Raw genomic sequence first — 257 nt, 5'->3', positions numbered from 1 at the left:
TCCAGTTTGTGATTAACCGCATCCGCAAACGCTTGAGTGACTGGTACCTTTTGCTGCTGACTTTGTTGCTGATTGAGCTTATCGAAAGCATGCTGAGCGCTTTGTTTAGCTTTGTTGTTAATGGCGTTGTCGAGCTTGGTATAAGCATTATCAAGCGTATTTTGTGCCTCAGCCGCTAAGGCTTCATCGCCAAATAAGATGAAAGCGGCGTGGTTAGTGTTGGGTTGTACTTCTGCTTTACCATGCTTATCTAACGT

General features: G+C 44.7%; 1 protein-coding gene. It reads right to left on the bottom strand.

Annotated elements, in window-relative coordinates:
* Nucleotides 1–257 (bottom strand): hypothetical protein (locus Q0779_RS23905; RefSeq protein WP_298776769.1); only part of this gene is annotated, 257 nt, incomplete at both ends.

Origin of the sequence: uncultured Shewanella sp., from assembly GCF_947491715.1 — a bacterium.
In the GTDB taxonomy this organism is placed as follows: domain Bacteria; phylum Pseudomonadota; class Gammaproteobacteria; order Enterobacterales; family Shewanellaceae; genus Shewanella.
The sequence above is the reverse complement of the archived record's forward strand: the minus strand, read 5'-3'. Positions and strand labels throughout refer to the sequence as shown.